The organism is Rugosimonospora africana, assembly GCF_016862975.1.
In the GTDB taxonomy this organism is placed as follows: domain Bacteria; phylum Actinomycetota; class Actinomycetes; order Mycobacteriales; family Micromonosporaceae; genus Rugosimonospora; species Rugosimonospora africana.
This window is the reverse complement of record NZ_BONZ01000090.1, coordinates 62,268-74,872: the sequence shown is the minus strand read 5'-3', so window position 1 is coordinate 74,872 and position 12,605 is coordinate 62,268. Positions and strand designations below refer to the sequence as shown.

The window sequence follows — 12,605 nt, the reverse complement described above, 5'->3', positions numbered from 1 at the left end:
AGAGGGCTCCCCGGAACCCCAGATGGCAACCGCCTCAATCCCAGGGTGGTGCACGCCGCTGCTGCAGTCGAGGAAACCTGGTGACGGGTGCTCTGGCTCGTAGCGTCGCTGCCTGCGGGCTGGCGTTCGCGGACTGTGCCGATCGCCAATTGGTCAGGCCAACCAGCGAGGCTGTTGCATTGCGAGATCGGTAGACGCAGTTGTTGCGGCTGGTCCGGGAGTCGTGTTTCGGCCGGCCGTGACAGCGGAAGAGCGCGCGGTGGGTCACGACCGCCTCGTGGTAGGCGCCGGTCTCTTCGTTGAATCGCAGCACCTCCCGGACCTCGTGCTCGGCCGTTGCTGGGCCTGACCGCGATCCATGGCCGCTCTGCCGGGTTGCTGCTGGGCACCTTTGTACCGGCGCCCGCGCCCGCCGAGCATGATCTGACGCGTCAGCGGCTTGTTCGTCATCGTCCAGAACCGGACCGTGTTGCTCCTATGCGGTTCCCCGGCTTGCTCACCTATTCCGCCCAACGCATCGTTAGTCGCGCGGTTGGCCAGCGTTGACCGTCGCTCTTCTCCAGCTGATGGTGAGGCCGAGCGCGAGGGAGACGACCGCGATGGCGACCACCAGGGGTGGTGCCAGTAGCAGCCCGAGTGTGACGGCGGCGAGGACCAACAGCGCCACCGGCCCGCGCCAGGGCCGGCGGTAGCGGTAGATCACGGCCCCGTACAGGGTCCGTCCGGCGATGTGCAGGGCCAATCCGCCGATGATCAGCAGCGCCAACCCCGCGTTCGGCTGTCCGAGCGGTCGGCGGATCTACAGCTCGGCGGCGGCCGCTTCGACCACAGTTCCGGCAATCATGGTCCCGTGGCAGTACGCGGCGATCACCGCGATCTTCGGCCCGGCTGTGTTGATCACGGTGCCGGGATCCCGTCCGGGCGGCGGGAAGTAGATCCACAGCATCAGCGTGGTGGTCGTGAAGACGAGGAGGAAGGCAAGGGTGCGGACGTAGTCCAGGCCCGCGAAGCCGTAGGCCCGGGTACCGAGCAGGACCAGCGCGCCCAGGGGAGATGACGAGGACCTGCCGGTACCGCTCCCCGATGTGTTCGCCGGTCACTCTCAGATGCGCCTGTGGTCGGCGGCTGAGCCCTGGTACGGGCCAGCCGAGCACGGCACTGGTGCCGTCGACCAGCACGGCCGCCGCCCACAGCGCGATCCGGTTCGGGGTGGGTAGGACGGCCCCGGCTAGCCACAGGGCGGCCGAGAGGCTGAACCAGACGAGTACCCGCGCGGAGCGTGCCTGTAATGGGGAGCCGGGTAAACGCCCCGGGCCTGCCGCGGATCCCGTAGTAGTTCCTCCGCCCCGGTCCCCGCCACAGTTCGTCCGCCCCGCTGATGGTGCTACCGGTCATTGGTACCACGGTGGACGAGGCGACCGAGCCGCAAAGCGAAGTCCGAGCCGTCGCGAGATTGTGGTTCATGCGAGAGCGACTTAAGCCGGAGTGCGGCTCCGGGTCGTTTGCGGCGAGGGTGAGGCGGCCAACCGCATCCCAGGCATCGGCCTCGGCGACGTGGAACTGAGCGTCGAGGTGTCCGACTCTCCCGGGCGGGCGATCAGCAGTCCGCCCCCGGCCGCGGCCGATCAGGTTATCCGCAGATGCTTGGCCCGGCATCGTCCCCGGGGATCCAGCGGACACCGTCTTCGTCGAGACGTAACGGCGCGGGCCGTTCGCGGCGGCCGGTGACCAAATTGCGCCGTGCTCGGCTCAGGAACTCCGCACTGACGCCGGTCACCTCATCGATGCTCGCGAACGTCGTCACGTCCCCGCGACTGCCCACATCCTTTTGATCGTTGTATCGGACGACGGTGACGCTGCCGTCGGCATCTGGTGCGGTGATGGCCTCATAGCCGTGGTCGTTGGTCGGCCACTCCTGATAGGCCAGCCACCGATCGCCGGTGATGAACCGGAGAAGCCCATCGTCGTCGAATGGCTGTTGGGTCATGGGTGCGGAATCCATAAGGTTGCTCCTTGCTCCCGAAGAGGGCTTGCTCCAGGAACGAATCAGGTGGGTGGAACGATGCGTGGGGACGGTCGATGTGTCCTGACGCCGGTAAGGGTGTCAACATCGGGCATCGATCCCGCGACGTCAGGTCAGTGGTCCGGTCAAGCGGGCGGCTGTCGCACAGCGGTCGATAGGTCACGCAGGCTGAACAGCCGGTGACATGGCCGTCACCCGAGCGCCACTCTGGGCCGGTGACACAAACTCCCGGTCCGTACCAAGCGAACCAGCATGGTTACCCGCCACAGCAGTGGCCGTCGACTGTTCCACCGCAGCCGACGCCATATCAACCTCAGCCTGGCCATCCGCTGCAGCCGGGGTACTTGATGCCGCCTCCGCCTCCGCCGACGAAGAAGTCCAGCGTCGGGAAGGTCATCGGGATTGTCGTCGCGGTCGTCGTCGTGCTCTGTGGTGTCGGTGTCGTTGTCGCCGCGGTCAATGGCGGCAACGATAGTGGCCAGACGAGCGGGTCTGTCGCATCACCGGCCGCACCCGTAGGCGCCCCCGCAACGACGGCCGCGGCCGTGGCGGCTACGACGAAGGCTGCCGCGCCCCCAGCGCCGAGGACGCTGCTCCAACTGAGTGGCAGCGGGATCAAGAAGTCGAACACGTTCACCACGGGCGACGAGTGGACCCTGTCGTACTCCTTCAACTGCTCCAGCTTCGGCGGGCAGGGGAACTTCGCGGTGACGGAGTACGACTCGACGGGCATGCCGACGGATGTGCTCGTGAACGAGCTTGCGAAGTCGGGCAAGGACACGGTGCCGCAGCACGCTGACGGGGGTGGCCACTATTTGGAGATAAACTCCGAGTGCACGTGGTCACTGATCGTCACCGGGTGAGATCCACCCCTCTGGGGCTGTAGACGGTCAGGGCCGGCGGGCACGGGAACACCCGCCGGCCCTGACGCTTACGGCTTCGATGTTTGGGATCACGACGGGCGGTTGGCCAACGGCAGCAACGACGACATCATTTCGATGTTCGGCCGGACCGCGCTTCCCCGCTGCACCAGCAATCCGGCGTTGACGAGGGCGTTCACGTCACGCGTCGCTGCCTTACTGGTCATACCTGCATACCGCCCCGCCGGTTCTGGCGCGAGGCGTCGCGGAGCGGATAGCGAACTGAAATTCTCTGGGCGCGTTAGGCGGCGGAAGCGCCAGGTGCTGACGCTTTCACTATTTTCGCCGGTGTGCCCATGGTCTGCCCTTGGTGCACTGAGGTCATCTACAGCGATCCACGTTGGTGGCCTTGGATTACCTTCAGATGCTCGCGGAGTTTCTTAGCAAAGCCGCGCCGCGCGACCGGCCTGGGCCAGCAGCTGGAACTCGACGAGCCTCGCTGTGCGCGGTTGCCATCGGCGAATGCGTGTGTCCAGGCGAGGTTGGTTCGGACAACCAGGTCGTCCGGACCATCGGCCTCGCGGACGAACAGCACAGGGCCGACGAGTGAGCCTCCGGCGCACATGTGGGAGTCGTCAGCTCGGCGTGGGGTGGTAGCCCGTGGTCGGCGAGTCACATGCCAGGGCGTTCGACGCACAGGCGTGGGCCGTCAGGCTGCAGCGAACCAAACACGCCTTCCCAGAGGATCATCTGCAGGGCACGGGCGGTGACGACGTCGAGCGTGGTCCGAGTCTTGTCGGGCAGCTCGTAGGTGATCGTCTTGGCGTCACGGTCGACTGTGGCGTGTACCCAGAGGTCGGCGCCGTGGTTCGGCTCTGCGGCCGGGGCGGGAAAGCGCACCATCAACTCGTCGGCGGGGTCCGGTGCGTTCACTGCGGCATGCCCGTCCAGGCCGCGGCGGTCGTTTGCCATGGATCGTTGTGGCCGTCATCGTCCCCCACGCCGATACGTATCTTGACCATGGCTGTCACCCCAGTCGCAGCTCATCGTGGTTGTGTGCTCGGTGTTTGCGGTAGCCGGCCGGGCAGACCCCGTCACCGGACATCACTGAGCATGACAGTGGCGCAACGCATCGTGCAAGATTTCGCGCCGAAAATTGGCACCACGGGATCGTTCACGATGACGGAATTCCGGTTTACGCTACCCGCGTCCGAGGGGGTCGAAAGATCGAAACATGTGAGGGGGTCATCGATGAACAGTGACACTGACTGGATGATGTCCAGTAGGTCGACTGGGAACGGCGGCAGTTGCGTGGAGGCCCGCCGTAGTAGCGGGCTGATCGAGGTCCGCAACAGCAAGAGTCCGGCAGTCGGCACCGTACGATTCACCACTCAGGAGTGGGACTCGTTCCTCGATGGAGTGAAGAAGGGCGAGTTCGACTGCCTGCTCGGCGGCTGAGCCCGGTGGAAGTCCGCGCCGCGGACAGTCACATATCCTGCTGGATCGCAGAATGCCTCCGATGCCTGCCGTGCCCAGCAGGCATCGATCTTTCTGCCCGCGCCGACACCCAGGACCGCGGGTGATGGTGGCTCGGTCTACTGGTATTCACCGATCGGTACGCTGTCGCAGTTGATGAGTTTGAAGATGCGCCCATACTCCTCTACCTCGTGAGGTTCTTCGAGGTAGAGCGCCCCGACGTGAGACTCGAGGTAGACCACATCGGGATCTTCCGGGTCGTCGAATTCAAGGATGCGGAAGGCGCCGGCCATGGCGGCATGGGCGCCGACCGACCAGGGCAGGACCCGGACATCGATATGAGGCTGCCGGCTGGCATAGCGCAGGTGGTCGATCTGACCCTTGAGGACGTCTGGGCCGCCCACGGGTCGCCTCAACGCGCCCGCGCCGAGGATGATGGTCAACTCTGGCGACGGGATGCGGGTGAAAAGTGTCTTCTGGCGTTGAAGCCGCAGCTTCACCTGTTGCCGGGCGGCTTGGTCGTCTCCGGGTTTCTCGGCGGTGAACAAGGCACGCGCGTACTGCTCGGTCTGTAGCTCGCCGGGGATGACCTCGCCGTCGTAGCTGTAGATGCGGTTGGCGCTGGCCTCCAGACCCACGTAGAGCTTGAACCAGTCCGGGATCACGGGATTGCTGTCCCACCACTGCTTCTGGTGGGTGCCTAACGCGAGTTCAGCCAGCGCGTCGGTGACGCTGCGGTCCGCGCCGTACAGCCAGCACAGGACACGGACGTTGGCGACCGTGACCGGCACCTTTCCGGTCTCGATGCGATGCAACGTGGCTTCGGAAATCCCGAGCTTCTCCCCGGCCACCTCACGCCGGAGTAGACCGGCAGCGATCCGCAGCCGAGTCAGTCGCCGACCCAGCGTCCGGCGGACAACGCGCTGACCGGTGACCGGCACACTACCCACCCCTTCGCGCCTTCGACGAGCAGTCAGTCCCTGTAAGCGGAGAGTTCCTACCGTACTCGCCTGTTCATGCCGCCGACAGCAACCAGCGGCACCGGTTCTGTGCATGAAAATGCGTCTGCCCGATCTATTCCGATAAATCGATAAGGGTGCCGTCCGCGCCCGGGCCGCACGGAGCGCCCGGACCATGGCCAGCGGTCCTGGTTGGCCCGGCGGTCCGGGTCAGGGGTTCTCAGCGGGAGACCCGGCGCCAAACCGGGACTGCCCCGCAGCAGTGCGGAGAAACGATCGCCATCAGAAGTGGCCAGCCGCAACCGAACAGGCTCAGATGATCAACATCCGAGGAGTCCGCGCCCGGCACCAAAGCCAAAGACGCCATGCCGTACGACCCGTCCTACACTGAGGATCAACCCGGCCCCGATCCCACCATCGGAACAGGATCGAGGCCGAGCTGCCCATGCGAGGACCCCCTCAGCGTATAAGACCCCCCGTCACAGCAAGGGGCGTCGGCCGATTCTGTCGTCGGCCTACTATTGATCATTCAGGGCACAGATCTCCCGGCTCGCCTCCGGAACATGCCAGATACGGTCAGGTACGGCGCGTCCAGAGCATGAACGCGACCGATGTTTCGTCGGCCACATGTTGGATGACCTCGCCGCTCACGCTCGCTCCAGCCAACCAGCGCTGTCAGGTTCATCGGAAGGCCGGACGATGTCGATGACCTGGTACACGTCGGCGGCGTGCGGGTCGCAGAGCGCGATCGTGTCGCCGGGCTGCCAGTCCCGTCCGGCCAGCCGGCCGGCGGCGATGGCGCGAAAGACCACGACTGCATCCTCTCTACAGCCGGGAACCACGCACTTCAGCTCACTCACCGATCTGTCTCCCGCGACCGTTGGTGCCCTTGAAGCCGGACGAACCGGGCGGCACCTCACCTTGTGCCGCCCATTGCCCTCTGCTTCCTTTGGGCATAACGGATCGGGCGTCAGAGCGTCGTCAACGAGTCGGGCACCAGGGGTCACGTCTGGCGGCGTGGTGTAGTACCAGACGGCCACCAAAAACCGGTACCTGGCAGGGACATCTTGGCATCCGACATCACTTCGGCGCGTCGGCCGGGCGAGATCCGAGCTGATTCATGGTCGCCACACATCCGTCATCCCCGCTGCGCCTCTGATGTGGTGTCGTGCTGTTCATGCTGCCACCTCGGCGCGCGCCGACGGTGTTGTGGCTGGCCGCAGCCGGGCTGTCAGCCACCACAGCGTCGAGGCGATCACCAGGTTCCGAATGAGTCCGGCCGCGCCCAGGATCAGCGGGCCTTCCTGTCCGACGATGAACATCGCCGCGCTTGCGGTAAGAGCGAGAGAAATTGGGCCGGATCCCTGGCGGCTGAGTCGTTCGATCAGGGCCAGGAACACGCCCAGCAGCAGCGACGCAATAGCCACGCCGGCGACACCGAAATTGATCAATGTGTCGCCGATGGTGGTGACGGTAGAGCTTGACGCAGAGTTGACCTGGCCGTAGACCTCCGCACTGACTCGGCGTCCGTAGTCGATGACGGGTTTGTTGGGCCATAGGGCTCTGGGTACCAGGGCCTGGAGTTGGAACGTCCACGACACCGCGTCGGCGGCGTACGGGTCGTCCCGCAGGTCAATCGCTGTTTGCAGACCTGGGCGCAGATCGAGTCGGGCGGCCACGTTCGGCAACGCCTGATCGAGGCCGAAGACCTGCGTGCCGGATGATGACAAGCCCGAGTCCGCTGCCGCTCGGCTCTTCACGTTGGCGGCGCTGGCAAAACTCACGACGCTGATGGCCAGCAGAAGCAGACTGGCTGTGGCGATACGCCGCGGTCGTCGCCACGGCGAGGATCGGGGCAGTCTGAGGGCGGCGACCGTGAAAGCCGTGATGACAAACACCGCCGCAGAGCCCCGGAAGCCGGACAAGGTCAGGAGTATCACCTCGCCGCCGGCGACCGCGACGGCGGCTGGCACGCGTTGTCCCGTGCTCAGCGCGCTCACGAGCAGCATGAGCGCGACGATCGGGGCGGCGGTGGCCAGGGTGCCCATCACGCCGGTGGGTGTGCTCACGCCCCCGGCGAGTTGGGCGGCGACGCCGATCTTTTCATTAAAGACGAGAACGCCGTGGATGGTGATCAGCAGACCAGCCAGTATCACCTGCGCGACGTGCGGCGCCTGACCGCGAGCGGGCAGCAGCCGAGTCTTGTGTCGGCGCAGAACGCAGGCGCCCAGCACCACGCCGCCGGCCCATAGCGTGACCAAGGCGACCAGGGCCGGCGACCCCAAGGATCTGGTGACAAGTCCCGATAGGCCGTAGTACACCGCGATCTGGGCCAGGTACAGGCTCGCGAGCAGGCAGCGCCGCCTCACGACCCAGGCGGCAATGGCTGGCCCGAGAAGTAACAACGGGAGCCAGCCAGCCCAGCTGTCGTCGATCATCGCGGTCACCAGCAGGGCGGCTGAGACCGTGACGAAGACAATGATCCTCGTTGATTGTTCGGGAAGTCCCGCCGCGACGGCCTGCTTCTGTTCGCGCGGGGAAGGAGCAGCGATCCGGCGCTGCCCAGCCGCAGGGGGTGGTCCGGCCTGTGCCGGGAGGTGTCCACCCCGCGGCTGGTACCTCCAGCCAGGCGGGGGTCCAAGACGAGCGTCGCTGAGCGAGGCTCCAGCGGGGGCGGCACCGATTGCTGCGCCGTTGCCGGCATCGGTAATGCGAGAGGGAATCACTGATACGGGTTGCCGCTGGGTGGGGCCGGCCGCCGCGAACAGGCAGGCATCGCTGCGGTGCGCGCCCGGGGGACGCGCTGAGCAGTCGGGCGGCACGGCCGGCATCGAGGTACCTCATCATTCGCGAGACCGACAAAAGTCCGGTTTAGCCTAATAGCTAGCAATGCTCCCGTTGGTGCTTTCGTCAGCCAAAGACGACGGTGCGGACGACGACTTCCACCACGCCGACAGGTTCACGTCACACCGGGGCGGAGGTGCAAGCATGTCGATGGCCGATACGTGGAGATCGGCCGTCCCGGGCTGGCCGCAGTCGGCTGTGGGCGCTGGCGTCAAGCTGACGGCCGCCTGGCAATGACATCCAGCCATCGCGTGGGTTATGCGATTGAGCTGATACTTAAGGTCGCTATTGATACTTTATGGCTTCCGTTTCGTCTTCGCCCAGTTCAGGCGAATTTGCGAAATCAGCTTGCGATTAGCGAGGCGAGGTATGGCACACGCGAGACTCGGACGCGCATCATCGACCGATGATCGATGGCGGCTGCGGCTGCTGGTGATTGTCGGCGCGGTGTTGATGATGGGCAGTGGATCCCTGATTGTCGGGGTGAAGGTCTTCCTCGCACAGGCCACCAGGAGCGTGACCCAGGCCAATCTGCTCGGCGGCGCCGGTAACCAGGCCGCTTCCCACGTCACGGTCAGCGGACCGGTCAACGTTCTCCTGGTCGGCACGGACGGCCGCCCCGACCAGCCTGCCGATCTCGGCCGGGCCGATTCGATCATCGTTCTGCACGTTCCCGCCGGTCACGACAAGGCTTACCTGGTGTCCATACCGCGTGACACGTTGGTGCAGATCCCCGCGGACCCGAGCAACGAGTATCCGGGCGGACAAGACAAAATCAACGCGGCGTTCGCGTTCGGTAGCCAGGACGGTGGCGGTGTCTCCGGCGGCATTCAGCTACTGGCCCGCACCATCAAGTCGGCGTACGGGATTACCTTCGACGCGGCCGCGGTGGTGAACTTCGCCGGCTTTCAGCAGGTGGCAGGTGTGCTGGGCGGAGTCACCATGTGCGTGGACGAGAAGACCACGTCCATCCACGTCGGCTTCACCGACAGCGGCCAGGAGGCGCTCCCGTTCACCCAGGACGCGAACCTGCAGCTGTCCCCTGTGGCGGGTGTGACGCCGCAGGTGTACAACCCGGGCTGTCAGCACTTGTCAGCGTGGCAGGCGCTGGACTTCACCCGCCAACGTGATCTGCTGGCCAACGGCGACGGTGACTACGGACGCCAACGCCACCAACAACAGTTCATCAAGGCCGTGTTCAAGGAAGTCCTGTCCACCGGCACGATCACCAACCCCGCCAAATTCTCCAAGGTGCTCGACGCGATCGGCAAGGCCATGACCGTTGACACCGGGGGGATCAGCATCGAGGACTGGATCTACGCGATGCGCGGCGTCACCGACGCCGGCATCACCACCATCAAGACCAACGATGGCCAGTACGACAGCATCACCGTGCCCGGGATCGGGTCATGTGAGCAACTCAGCGACACCAGCCTGCAACTGCTCCAATCCGTCAAGGGCGACACCGTTGGACAGTTCCTGACCGCCTACCCGGACTGGATCAGCCACAGCTGACGCGGACGCAGGTGCCCCCGCCACCTCGGTGATGTTCCCGGCCGGGGATCGCCCAGGCTGCAAGGTTTGGTCTGCCCACCCGCGGATGGCCTTGAAGCGGTGTCGTCGGGCCGATGCCGGGCCGCAGGGTGGTTGCCTGGCCGAGCTGTTCCAATGTCCCTGCGCGGGCCGGATGCCCGTCGTTGTCTGGCCGCCACAGGTCGCTCAGCGGTCGCCCGGCGCCCCTTCAAGGCCGGTCAGTGATGCCTCCCGATCGACCGGCTACCGACACTCCGTCACGTCGCTATATTCCCTTTTTCGCAAATAAGCATATATCTAGGCTTTATAGCCGTATCGTCCGGTTATGGGCAAGGCATCGAAGCGTCGACAGCTCACCGCGGCGGTTACCGCAATCACCATGGCAGTGGCCGTGGTCCTGCTCGGAGTCGCGATCCACGGAGTCCATCGCACACGCGCAGACGCCCGACCTCTATCCCTGCACCAGGCCGCATCGGCGTCTGCCAACCCAGGACCGCAGAACCTCCCCGCGACGGCGTCGCCGTCGCCGTCCAGCTCACCATCGCCCCTCGCGCCCATGCCAACCGACCCGACCGGACCCGACGGCGCCGTACAGAGCACCGAGAACAACAACCTCGCACTGACCTTCGACGACGGACCTAACCCGACCTACACCCCACAGGTCCTCGCACTGCTGGGCCAGTACCACATCACCGCGACGTTCTGCCTCATCGGCCAGAACGCGCAGCAATACCCCGAACTCGTGAAAGCGATCGTGGCCGCCGGCAACACCCTGTGCGACCATTCGTGGGACCACGACGAGCAGATGGCCGACAAGTCGCTGGCCTACATCGACAACGAACTGACCCGCCCCATCGCCGCCATCCAGACCGCCGTACCCGGCGCCAGCGTCCACTACTACCGCCAACCCGGCGGTAACTGGTCACACACCATCGTCTCCGAAGCGATGCGGATGGGCATGACACCACTGGACTGGAGCGTGGACACCGATGACTGGCAGAGGCCCGGCACAGCCAGCATCGAATACACGATCCTGAACAAGGCGAAGCCCGGCTCGATCATTTTGATGCACGACGGTGGCGGCGACCGCAGCCAGACCATCGAGGCGCTGCGGACCCTGCTGCCCACCCTAGTCGCGAACTTCCACCTGCAACCCATGCCCACCAACCCGCAGGCAACTGCCGACCGGTCAGGTGTCCACCGCCCATACTTCTAACCGACTGTTCCGCTCGTGGGGCTACAGCGGCATGGTATGCGGATCGTCGCTCGGCGACGTCACGCAGCCCATTGTGGATTGTTCGACAGCGACCGTTAATGGCGTCCGGATACAGGTAATCCTCGAGGCACGTCCAGAGTGGACTGCTCTGCTCACTGGGCCGCAGCCAGCACAGTTTCCGCACGCTGATCCGGCTAGGTTCTGTCCTGTCGATCATGCAGGTCAGATGATCGCTGCTGTGAGGACCAGGCTGGCTCCGGTTGAAGTAGCGTTCGACGACGCTGCGGTGCTTGTAGACCGGCGGGTCGAAGTCGGGTGGTCGCTCGCCGGTGCTGCCTGTGGCGGTGCGACGGGCGATCTGGTCCGATCGTTGCCGGATGGTGTGGCGGATCCCCCTGCGCCGTCGTGCCGCGCGGGTGGAATCGTGGGCGGCACCCTTATCGGCGATCAGCGTGCCGGGTGTCTGCGGGGACGGCCGGGGCCGCCGTGATGCACCCAGATCGCTTCCCGCGGGGGTCAGCAGTTGAGGATTGTTGCCGGCTTGGCCTCCGGTCAGCAGTACGGATAAGTGCCGCCCGTGCCCGTCGACGACCAGGTGAATCTTCGTGCTCCCGCCTCCGGGGGCGACCCAGCGCCTCCATCCGTCGCCGCGACGGCCACCCGGCCGCCAGTTCCCATTTCACGAGCGCCTGCCATGTGCTGGTGCGCCACACTACCGAGGAGTCCACGTTGACTACCCAATCGAACGGATGGCCGTCGTCGTAGACCTGGGCCGCGCCCAGAATCCGGTCCCAGGTGGCCGTCCGCGGTCCAGCGGCGTCACCGTTCGCGGCAGGTTTTCCTGGGCTCGTACCGTTCTGGCAGGTCCCGCCACGGCGCACCGGTGCGCAGCTTCCACAGAATGCCGTTGATGACCTGCCGATGATCGCGCCATCGAGCAGCCCGTATCCCAGGCGTGGGCAGCAACGGCTCGATCGCTGCCCACGCCTTGTCCATCAACTCACCTCGACCGACCATTCAGGCATGGTGGGCCATCAACCCTAGAAGGTCAGCGGACACACCCTGCTAGACGCCGAGCGCGGGGTTCTCCGCGAGGGTGGCGAGCTGTGTGAGGGTCAGCTGTGGTGTTGGAAGGAATGTCTGGTTCGGCGGGTCCCCTTCGTTCACCCAGCCCTCAAAGTAGTTCTCCAGTGTCACGTCGACATAGGAGTGCGCCCACAGCACCACGACCTCGTAGCGCACCGCCTGGGTATCAAGTTTGTCGATCGCGGCCAGAACGATCTGGCCTTCGGGGCCGACGCTGACAGTGCATTGCCGGTCATCGGGGTGCGCAGGGGCGGTCTGCGATCCGGCCCAGAACTGCTCGCAGGTTGTCGGCGGTTGGGGGCGGTCAGTGACCGGACCGGTTGGCGAGGCCGTCGGCGACTCCGACCGTGGCGCCGACAAGGCGTCGAAGGTGCCGCTGCCGGGCGAAGTGGTGAGCCGGACACTGGCGTGGTACGACTGCCCGGGCCCGTTGTCCTGGCCGGGACGAATCGTGATACCCGCCTGCTTGGTGGTCCGGTCGTTGATCTGCACGCCGGGCAGCAGGGCGGTCAGCTGGCTGGTCAAGGTATTGACCAACCGCTGCTTCACCTGCGCCGGTGTCTCCACGGGCCGGCTGGGTAGCGGCGCTGGTGAGGGTACCGGGCTGG

14 protein-coding genes and 2 pseudogenes are annotated in these 12,605 nt (G+C 65.6%); 4 read left to right on the top strand and 12 right to left on the bottom strand.

Going from position 1 to position 12,605, the window contains the following annotated elements:
• Positions 1-520: 520 nt before the first annotated feature.
• The 4 genes and pseudogenes from Raf01_RS50200 to Raf01_RS41630 form a co-directional block, all read right to left on the bottom strand.
• Complete coding sequence (locus tag Raf01_RS50200) at positions 521-742, bottom strand: hypothetical protein (protein ID WP_239134375.1); 222 nt, start codon at positions 740-742, stop codon at positions 521-523.
• Between the two features lie 57 nt (positions 743-799).
• The gene (locus Raf01_RS50195; protein ID WP_239134374.1) at positions 800-946 is read right to left on the bottom strand and encodes a hypothetical protein; all 147 of its coding nucleotides are present in this window, start codon (positions 944-946) and stop codon (positions 800-802) included.
• Between the two features lie 118 nt (positions 947-1,064).
• Positions 1,065-1,274, bottom strand: a pseudogene (locus tag Raf01_RS51060) (low temperature requirement protein A); the annotation flags it as partial.
• 356 nt (positions 1,275-1,630) lie between these two features.
• Positions 1,631-2,002, bottom strand: a complete 372-nt coding sequence (locus tag Raf01_RS41630; protein WP_203923645.1) for a hypothetical protein — start codon at positions 2,000-2,002, stop codon at positions 1,631-1,633.
• A 566-nt stretch (positions 2,003-2,568) separates the two neighbouring features.
• Between Raf01_RS41630 and Raf01_RS41625 the strand changes: the two genes are divergently transcribed.
• The gene (locus Raf01_RS41625) at positions 2,569-2,886 is read left to right on the top strand and encodes a hypothetical protein (RefSeq protein WP_203923644.1); all 318 of its coding nucleotides are present in this window, start codon (positions 2,569-2,571) and stop codon (positions 2,884-2,886) included.
• 89 nt (positions 2,887-2,975) lie between these two features.
• On the opposite strand, the gene Raf01_RS50730 is transcribed toward Raf01_RS41625, so the two are convergent.
• Together Raf01_RS50730 and Raf01_RS41620 are read right to left on the bottom strand one after the other, a co-directional pair.
• On the bottom strand, positions 2,976-3,110 hold the full coding sequence (locus tag Raf01_RS50730) for a hypothetical protein (RefSeq protein ID WP_275413171.1): 135 nt from the start codon (positions 3,108-3,110) through the stop codon (positions 2,976-2,978).
• 445 nt (positions 3,111-3,555) lie between these two features.
• Positions 3,556-3,855, bottom strand: a complete 300-nt coding sequence (locus Raf01_RS41620; RefSeq protein WP_203923643.1) for a hypothetical protein — start codon at positions 3,853-3,855, stop codon at positions 3,556-3,558.
• 279 nt (positions 3,856-4,134) lie between these two features.
• On the opposite strand from Raf01_RS41620, the gene Raf01_RS41615 reads away from it, so the two are divergent.
• Entirely contained in the window at positions 4,135-4,341 is a 207-nt protein-coding gene (locus Raf01_RS41615; protein WP_203923642.1) for a DUF397 domain-containing protein, read from the top strand.
• Positions 4,342-4,478: 137 nt separating this feature from the next.
• On the opposite strand, the gene Raf01_RS41610 is transcribed toward Raf01_RS41615, so the two are convergent.
• From Raf01_RS41610 to Raf01_RS41600, 3 genes are all read right to left on the bottom strand, one after another.
• On the bottom strand, positions 4,479-5,414 hold the full coding sequence (locus Raf01_RS41610) for a helix-turn-helix domain-containing protein (protein WP_275413170.1): 936 nt from the start codon (positions 5,412-5,414) through the stop codon (positions 4,479-4,481).
• Positions 5,415-5,965: 551 nt separating this feature from the next.
• Positions 5,966-6,130: a hypothetical protein gene (locus Raf01_RS41605; protein WP_203923640.1), complete on the bottom strand. Its 165-nt coding sequence runs from the start codon at positions 6,128-6,130 to the stop codon at positions 5,966-5,968.
• Positions 6,131-6,493: 363 nt separating this feature from the next.
• A complete protein-coding gene (locus Raf01_RS41600; RefSeq protein WP_203923639.1) occupies positions 6,494-7,756 on the bottom strand; it encodes a hypothetical protein in 1,263 nt (420 codons plus the stop codon).
• 694 nt (positions 7,757-8,450) lie between these two features.
• Here Raf01_RS41600 and Raf01_RS41595 point away from each other — a divergent pair.
• Together Raf01_RS41595 and Raf01_RS41590 are read left to right on the top strand one after the other, a co-directional pair.
• Complete coding sequence (locus tag Raf01_RS41595; RefSeq protein WP_239134372.1) at positions 8,451-9,677, top strand: LCP family protein; 1,227 nt, start codon at positions 8,451-8,453, stop codon at positions 9,675-9,677.
• 574 nt (positions 9,678-10,251) lie between these two features.
• Positions 10,252-10,911 (top strand): polysaccharide deacetylase family protein, encoded by a 660-nt coding sequence (locus Raf01_RS41590; RefSeq protein WP_203923638.1) that lies wholly within the window; start codon positions 10,252-10,254, stop codon positions 10,909-10,911.
• Positions 10,912-11,230: 319 nt separating this feature from the next.
• On the opposite strand, the pseudogene Raf01_RS51055 reads toward Raf01_RS41590, so the two are convergent.
• The 3 genes and pseudogenes from Raf01_RS51055 to Raf01_RS41580 form a co-directional block, all read right to left on the bottom strand.
• Positions 11,231-11,506: pseudogene (locus tag Raf01_RS51055) on the bottom strand (IS5/IS1182 family transposase); the annotation flags it as partial.
• 224 nt (positions 11,507-11,730) lie between these two features.
• The gene (locus Raf01_RS41585) at positions 11,731-11,907 is read right to left on the bottom strand and encodes a transposase (RefSeq protein ID WP_373319740.1); all 177 of its coding nucleotides are present in this window, start codon (positions 11,905-11,907) and stop codon (positions 11,731-11,733) included.
• Positions 11,908-11,976: 69 nt separating this feature from the next.
• Positions 11,977-12,564 (bottom strand): hypothetical protein, encoded by a 588-nt coding sequence (locus Raf01_RS41580; protein WP_203923637.1) that lies wholly within the window; start codon positions 12,562-12,564, stop codon positions 11,977-11,979.
• Between the last annotated feature and the right edge of the window lie 41 nt (positions 12,565-12,605).

What these genes read in the sequence shown, in the direction of transcription:
- Raf01_RS41600 (WP_203923639.1), bottom strand. Translation starts at nt 7,756, where the DNA reads ATGATCGACGACAGCTGGGCTGGCTGGCTCCCGTTGTTACTTCTCGGG.
- Raf01_RS41630 (WP_203923645.1), bottom strand. Translation starts at nt 2,002, where the DNA reads ATGGATTCCGCACCCATGACCCAACAGCCATTCGACGACGATGGGCTT.
- Raf01_RS41590 (WP_203923638.1), top strand. Translation starts at nt 10,252, where the DNA reads ATGCCAACCGACCCGACCGGACCCGACGGCGCCGTACAGAGCACCGAG.
- Raf01_RS41585 (WP_373319740.1), bottom strand. Translation starts at nt 11,907, where the DNA reads ATGGACAAGGCGTGGGCAGCGATCGAGCCGTTGCTGCCCACGCCTGGG.
- Raf01_RS41610 (WP_275413170.1), bottom strand. Translation starts at nt 5,414, where the DNA reads ATGCACAGAACCGGTGCCGCTGGTTGCTGTCGGCGGCATGAACAGGCG.
- Raf01_RS41615 (WP_203923642.1), top strand. Translation starts at nt 4,135, where the DNA reads ATGAACAGTGACACTGACTGGATGATGTCCAGTAGGTCGACTGGGAAC.
- Raf01_RS41620 (WP_203923643.1), bottom strand. Translation starts at nt 3,855, where the DNA reads ATGGCAAACGACCGCCGCGGCCTGGACGGGCATGCCGCAGTGAACGCA.
- Raf01_RS50730 (WP_275413171.1), bottom strand. Translation starts at nt 3,110, where the DNA reads ATGACCAGTAAGGCAGCGACGCGTGACGTGAACGCCCTCGTCAACGCC.
- Raf01_RS50195 (WP_239134374.1), bottom strand. Translation starts at nt 946, where the DNA reads ATGCTGTGGATCTACTTCCCGCCGCCCGGACGGGATCCCGGCACCGTG.